Raw genomic sequence first — 6,600 nt, forward strand, 5'->3', positions numbered from 1 at the left:
GCACGGTGACCGCCCCTTCGCCGTCGTCCGCCCGGGAGACGCCCCGCAGGGCGCCTCCCGCGGACCGCGCTAGACCAGCGCCCCGCCGGGCAGCTCGACCTTCGCGCCGAGGCTCTCCAGCTTCTCCATGAAGTTCTCGTAGCCGCGGTTGATCAGGTCGATGCCGTGCACCCGCGAGGTGCCCTGGGCGGCCAGCGCGGCGATCAGGTACGAGAACCCGCCCCGCAGGTCGGGGATGACCAGATCGGCGCCCTGCAGCTTCGTCGGCCCGGACACGACCGCCGAGTGGAGGAAGTTGCGCTGCCCGAAGCGGCAGTTCGAACCGCCCAGGCACTCGCGGTAGAGCTGGATGTGCGCGCCCATCTGGTTCAGCGCCGAGGTGAAGCCGAGCCGCGACTCGTACACCGTCTCGTGGACGATGGACAGGCCCGCGGCCTGGGTCAGGGCGACCACCAGGGGCTGCTGCCAGTCGGTCTGGAAACCGGGGTGGACGTCCGTCTCCAGGGCGATCGCGTTCAGCGGGCCGCCGGGGTGCCAGAAGCGGATGCCCTCGTCGTCGATCTCGAAGGCGCCGCCGACCTTCCGGAAGGTGTTCAGGAACGTCATCATCGAGCGCTGCTGCGCCCCGCGGACGTAGATGTTGCCCTCGGTGGCCAGCGCGGCCGACGCCCAGGAGGCCGCCTCCAGGCGGTCGGACAGCGCCTTGTGGTTGTACCCGCCCAGCTTGTCGACACCGGTGATCCGGATGGTCCGGTCGGTGTCCATGGCGATGATCGCGCCCATCTTCTGCAGCACGCAGATGAGGTCCTCGATCTCGGGCTCCACGGCCGCGTTCGACAGCTCCGTGACGCCCTCGGCGAGCACCGCGGTCAGCAGCACCTGCTCGGTCGCGCCGACGGACGGGTACGGCAGCTCGATCTTCGTGCCGCGCAGCCGCTGCGGGGCCTCCAGGTACTGGCCGTCGGCGCGCTTCTCGATGGTCGCGCCGAACTTGCGGAGCACCTCGAAGTGGAAGTCGATCGGCCGGCCGCCGATGTCGCAGCCGCCGAGCCCGGGGATGAACGCGTGGCCCAGCTTGTGCAGCAGGGGGCCGCAGAACAGGATCGGGATCCGGGACGAACCGGCGTGGGCGTCGATGTCCGCGACGTTGGCGCTCTCGACCTTCGAGGGGTCCATGACCAGCTCGCCCGGCTCCTCGCCGGGGCGGACCGTCACACCGTGCAGCTGGAGCAGACCCCGCACGACGCGGACGTCGCGGATGTCGGGCACGTTGCGCAGACGGCTCGGCTCGCTGCCCAGGAGGGCCGCGACCATGGCCTTGGGCACGAGGTTCTTCGCGCCGCGGACACGGATCTCGCCCTCCAGCGGGGTTCCGCCGTGGACAAGCAGTACATCGTCGGTGACGGTCATGTAACTCGCGTTCCGATGAGATGGGCAGGGGACCAAGCAATAAGGGTAAGGGCCAGGAACCCCCCGCCCGTAGGGCCGGGGACACCCGGACCGCGCCCGGGAGGCGCCCCGGACACGCTCCGCAGGGCCGCGCCTGCGCCGCGTGACCGGACACCCCGCCGTCTCTCGGGTGCCCCGCCCGCCCGCCGCGAACCCCCGCGCCCCGCGGGCCCCCGCCGACCAGCGGCGTATCGCATACGGTCGCGCCCGGTCACGTACCGACATCGCCCCTTCCGCGGGGCCGCGCATGCGGGATCATGTCGAGCATGACGGAGGTGTCCTCGCTCACAGGGCGACTGCTCGTCGCCACGCCCGACCTCGGCGACCCGAACTTCACGCGCACGGTGGTGCTCGTCCTCGACCACGACGCCAAGGGCTCCCTCGGGGTGGTCCTCAACCGTCCGACGCCGGTCGGCGTCGCCGACATCCTCGACGGGTGGGCGGAGCTCGCCGGCGAGCCCGGGGTGGTCTTCCAGGGCGGGCCCGTCGCGCTGGACTCCGCGCTCGCCGTCGGCGTGCTGCCCGGGGGCCGGGCGGGCGACCCGGTGCGCACGGCGGGCTGGCGGCGGGTGCACGGCGCGATCGGGGTCGTCGACCTCGACTCCCCGCCCGAACTGCTCGCCCCCGTCCTCGGCGCCCTGCGGGTCTTCGCCGGCTACGCGGGCTGGGGCCCCGGCCAGCTGCGGCGCGAGCTGGACGCCGGCGCCTGGTACGTCGTCGCCGCCGAGCCCGGCGACGTCTCCTCACCCGCCCCCGAAACCCTCTGGCGGGCGGTCCTCCGCCGCCAGCGCACCCGGCTCGCCATGGTCGCCACCTATCCGGACGACCCGTCCCTCAACTGACGGCCCTCTCTTCAGTACGCTTGCTGTATGAGCACTCTTGAGCCCGAGCGCGGGGCAGGTACGGGGACCCTCGTCGAGCCGACGCCGCAGGTGTCGCACGGGGACGGGGACCACGAGCGGTTCGCCCACTACGTCCAGAAGGACAAGATCATGGCGAGCGCGCTCGACGGCACCCCCGTCGTCGCGCTCTGCGGGAAGGTCTGGGTACCGGGTCGCGACCCGAAGAAGTACCCGGTGTGCCCGATGTGCAAGGAGATCTACGAGTCGATGGGCGTCGGTGGCGGCGGCGACGACAAGGGCGGCAAGAAGTAGCCGCCGCCCGGTCCGCGTTGCGCAGGGCGCAGCGCGGGTCACGGAGTGGTTGAGACCACTTGCCGGGGGGCGCGCGGGGCGGGTTGAGTGCGGGGCATGACCTCCGCGCACCCGCCCGTGACCTCCGCCGCCGATAGCTCCCCGGCCCCGTCCGGCGCCGACGCGCTGCCGTCGCTGATCCCCGCCCCCCGCTCGCTGCGGTGGAGCGCCGGCGGGGGCAGCTTCCCGCTCGACCGCGAGACCGTCCTGCACGCCGGGCCCGGCACCGAGGGCGTCGCCCGCTGGCTGCGGGCCACCGTCGGCGCGGCGACCGGCCTCCCGCTGGACGCGGGCCGCGGTGACAACGGTGTCGTCCTCGCGATCGACGGCGACCTCGCCCCCGAGGGCTACGCCATCGTCGTCGACCCGCACAGCGGGGTCCGCGTCACCGGCGGCACGGCGGCCGGGGTCTTCCGGGCCGCGCAGACCTTCCGCCAGCTCCTCGGGCCCGAGGCGTTCCGCCGGGCGCCGGTGCGGGCGCGTCAGGAGTGGCCGCTGCCGATGGTCGTCGTCGAGGACGCACCGCGGTTCGGGTGGCGGGGGATGATGCTCGACGTCGCCCGGCACTTCACGCCGAAGGACGGCGTCCTGCGCTACCTCGACCTGCTGGCCGCGCACCGGCTGAACGTCTTCCACTTCCACCTCACCGACGACCAGGGGTGGCGGATCGAGATCGAGCGCTACCCGCGGCTGACCGAGGTCGGCGCGTGGCGGGCCCGCAGCAAGTGGGGGCACCGGGAGTCCGAGCAGTGGTCCGAGACCCCCCACGGCGGCTACTACACCCGGGACGACATCCGCGAGATCGTCGCGTACGCCGCCGAGCGGCACATCACCGTCGTCCCCGAGATCGACATCCCCGGGCACGCGCAGGCCGCGATCGCCGCGTACCCGGAGCTGGGGAACGCCGACGTCGTCGACACCTCCGCGGTGGAGGTGTGGGACTCCTGGGGCGTCAGCCCGAACGTGCTCGCGCCGACGGAGGACGTGCTGCGGTTCTACGAGGGGGTGTTCGAGGAGGTGCTCGAACTGTTCCCGGTCGAGACGTCGCCGTTCGTCCACATCGGCGGGGACGAGTGCCCCAAGGACCAGTGGCGGGCGTCGGCCCTCGCGCAGGCGCGGATCGCGGAGCTGGGGGTGAAGGACGAGGACGGGCTCCAGTCGTGGATCATCAGCCACTTCGACGCGTGGCTGGCCGCGCGGGGGCGTCGCTCGATCGGCTGGGACGAGATCCTGGAGGGCGGGCTTGCGCCGGGGGCGGCGGTGTCGTCCTGGCGCGGCTACGCGGGCGGGATCGCGGCGGCCCGGGCGGGGCACGACGTCGTGATGTGCCCCGAGCAGCAGGTGTACTTCGACCACCGGCAGGCGGACGGTCCCGACGAGCCGATGCCGATCGGGTACGTACGGACGCTGGCGGACGTGTACCGGTTCGAGCCGGTGCCGCCGGAGTTGGCGGGGACGGCGGGGGAGGCGCGCGTCCTCGGGACCCAGGCGAACGTGTGGGCCGAGGTCATGCAGGACCAGGGGCGGGTGGACTACCAGGTGTTCCCGCGGCTCGCGGCGTTCGCGGAGGTGGCGTGGAGTGCGCTGCCCGCGCCCGAGGAGCGGGACTTCGCGGACTTCGAGCGGCGGATGGTCGAGCACTACGCGCGGCTCGACGCGCTCGGGGTCGCGTACCGGCCCCGCACGGGTCCGCACCCGTGGCAGAAGCGGCCCGGCGTGGGCGGGCGGCCGTTGGACGGCGAGCCGCCGGTCGTCTGACGCGGGGGTTCTCCCCCACCCGCCCCTTCCCCAAGTCCCTCGGCGGGCGCCTTTCCGCCTGCCGGCGGGGTACCGGGCTCCGCCCGGTGGCCTCAAACTTCCCCAAGCTCTCGGCTTCGCTCGAGCAGGGGAGACCCCATCGCCGGGCTGAGTTTTTCGCGGCTGGGCTGAGAGCGTGCGGCTCGCCGGGCCGGTTTTCTTGCCGCCGCCCCCCGCACCCTCCGTCCCCAACATGTGCCAGAGTTGCCACGTCCGGGCCGGGAGGACGTACCGTACGGCGGAACGGGCGGGACATCGGGAAGGGGCAGCGGTTTTGACGACTCACGTACCGCAGGCGGTGCAGGCCGTGGCGCTGCCGACGACGCTGGACGAGGCCGTGGCCGCGCTGGGGGCGCAGCCGGCGGCGGTGCCGGTGGCCGGGGGCACGGATCTGATGTCGGCCGTCAACGCGGGGCGGCTGCGGCCGGCCGCGCTGGTGGGGCTGAGCCGGATCAGCGAGATCCGCGGGTGGCAGTACCAGGACGGGCACGCGCTGCTCGGCGCCGGGCTGACGCACGCGCGGATGGGGCGGCCGGACTTCGCCGCGCTGATCCCCGCCCTCGCCGCGGCCGCGCGCGCGGCGGGCCCGCCGCAGATCAGGAACGCGGGGACGCTCGGCGGGAACATCGTCTCCGCCGCGCCGACCGGGGACGCGCTGCCGGTGCTCGCCGCCCTGGAGGCGACGCTGGTGATCGCCGGGCCCGGCGGGGCCCGCCGCGAGACCCCGGTGTCGCACCTGCTCGCGCACATGGACACGCTGCGGCCGGGCGAACTGCTCGGCTTCGTCCGGGTCCCGCTGCTCCACGCCCCCCAGGTGTTCCTCAAGGCGACGGGCCGCACCGGCCCGGGGCGGGCGACCGCGTCGGTGGCCCTGGTACTCGACCCGGCCCGGCGCGGGGTGCGGTGCGCGGTCGGGGCGATCGCGCCGATGCCGCTGCGACCGCTGGACGCCGAGGCCTGGGTCGCGTCCCTGATCGACTGGGACGGCGACCGCGGCCTCGCCCCGGAGGCCCTGCACGCGTTCGGCGAGTACGTCGCCACCGCCTGCATTCCCGACCCCGAGCCGTCCGGGGACTCCGCGGACGGGCGGCCGCAGCTGCCGCCGGCCGTCCTGCACGTACGGCGCACGGTGGCCGCGCTGGCCCGACGAGCACTGGGGAGGGCGCTGTCGTGACCGACCGCGAGACCGACGACCACGACCGCCGCGGCGCGCACGACCGCGGCCACGACCCGTACGCGTACGACGGCCGCGACGGGGGCCGCGACGGCGGCGAGGGCTACGCGCATCACACGCCGTCGGACGGCGGGCGGGGCGCGGGCTGGCAGCCCGTCGCCCGTACCGGTGACGACGCCGACGCCACCGCGTTCGTCACCCTTCCGGAGGGCCTCGCGCTCGGCTACGGGCTGCCCGGCGGCACCGGCGGCTACGGCACGGGCACGTACGGCGGGCAGCAGCCGGCCGGGACGGAGCCCCTGGAGGCCCCGGGCCACGGCTTCGTGCCGCCGCAGATCCCGGCCCCCTACGCCCCGCCGCCGGCCGGCGGGCCCGGTGCCACCGGGATGTGGACCATCCCGCCGCACATGGCCGACGAGGAGCGCCCCCCGCGGCCCGTCCCCGCCCCGCAGCCGGTGCGGCCCCCGGCCGTCCCCGAGGGCGCACCGGAGCCCGAGGCGCGGGACGTGCGCCGGCCCGACCCGCACGCCGTGGCGCCGGGCGAGGACCCCTACAGCAGCGACGCTAGCCCTGCGGACGTCTACCGCGCGGCCGACCCGTACCCCGAGCGCACGCCCGGGTTCCCGCCGGCCGAGGCGTACGCGGGCGGCGCGCCGGTGGACGCCCGGCCCGACGACTCGCAGGACGTCCCCCTGCCCGACGCGGCCGCGCAGTGGGGCCGTACGCCGCCCGCCACGCTGCCCGGCGGCGCGACGGCGCCCTGGGTGACCGCCCCGCAGCCGCCCGCCGCGCCGTGGTCGCCGGACGCCGCCCCCGCCGCCGTGCCCCCGCAGGGCGCCGACTGGGCGGCGAGCGACGCGCCCGCCACCGTCGCCGAGCCCCGCGACGACGCGTCCGCGGCGGCCGACGGGCCGCCCGGGCCCGACGAGGGCGCCCCGGAGCACGCGCCGGTCCCGGCCGCGCGCCGCGAGGCGGACGCCGCGGGGG

At 75.5% G+C, this 6,600-nt stretch carries 5 protein-coding genes and 1 pseudogene; 5 read left to right on the top strand and 1 reads right to left on the bottom strand.

The genetic code is table 11. The features are described 5' to 3' along the window. Positions 1-69 precede the first annotated feature (69 nt). A complete protein-coding gene (gene murA, locus ACFWEG_RS27705; RefSeq protein ID WP_387220497.1) occupies positions 70-1,410 on the bottom strand; it encodes a UDP-N-acetylglucosamine 1-carboxyvinyltransferase in 1,341 nt (446 codons plus the stop codon). 305 nt (positions 1,411-1,715) lie between these two features. Here murA and ACFWEG_RS27710 point away from each other — a divergent pair, with 305 nt between their 5' ends. From ACFWEG_RS27710 to ACFWEG_RS27730, 5 genes and pseudogenes are all read left to right on the top strand, one after another. Continuing rightward, a complete protein-coding gene (locus ACFWEG_RS27710) occupies positions 1,716-2,291 on the top strand; it encodes a YqgE/AlgH family protein (protein WP_387220499.1) in 576 nt (191 codons plus the stop codon). 27 nt (positions 2,292-2,318) lie between these two features. Further along, a complete protein-coding gene (locus ACFWEG_RS27715; protein ID WP_387220501.1) occupies positions 2,319-2,603 on the top strand; it encodes a DUF3039 domain-containing protein in 285 nt (94 codons plus the stop codon). A 96-nt stretch (positions 2,604-2,699) separates the two neighbouring features. Next, positions 2,700-4,400 carry a beta-N-acetylhexosaminidase gene (locus ACFWEG_RS27720; protein WP_387220503.1) on the top strand — a complete coding sequence of 567 codons (1,701 nt, stop codon included), beginning with the start codon at positions 2,700-2,702 and terminating at the stop codon, positions 4,398-4,400. Between the two features lie 313 nt (positions 4,401-4,713). Then, positions 4,714-5,613, top strand: coding sequence for an FAD binding domain-containing protein (locus tag ACFWEG_RS27725; RefSeq protein ID WP_387220505.1), 900 nt, complete (start codon positions 4,714-4,716; stop codon positions 5,611-5,613). Further along, positions 5,610-6,600 (top strand): annotated as a pseudogene (locus tag ACFWEG_RS27730) (hypothetical protein); the annotation flags it as partial. The gene ACFWEG_RS27725 and the pseudogene ACFWEG_RS27730, both read left to right, overlap by 4 nt.

This window comes from Streptomyces sp. NPDC060194, from assembly GCF_042728285.1.
Lineage (GTDB): Bacteria > Actinomycetota > Actinomycetes > Streptomycetales > Streptomycetaceae > Streptomyces.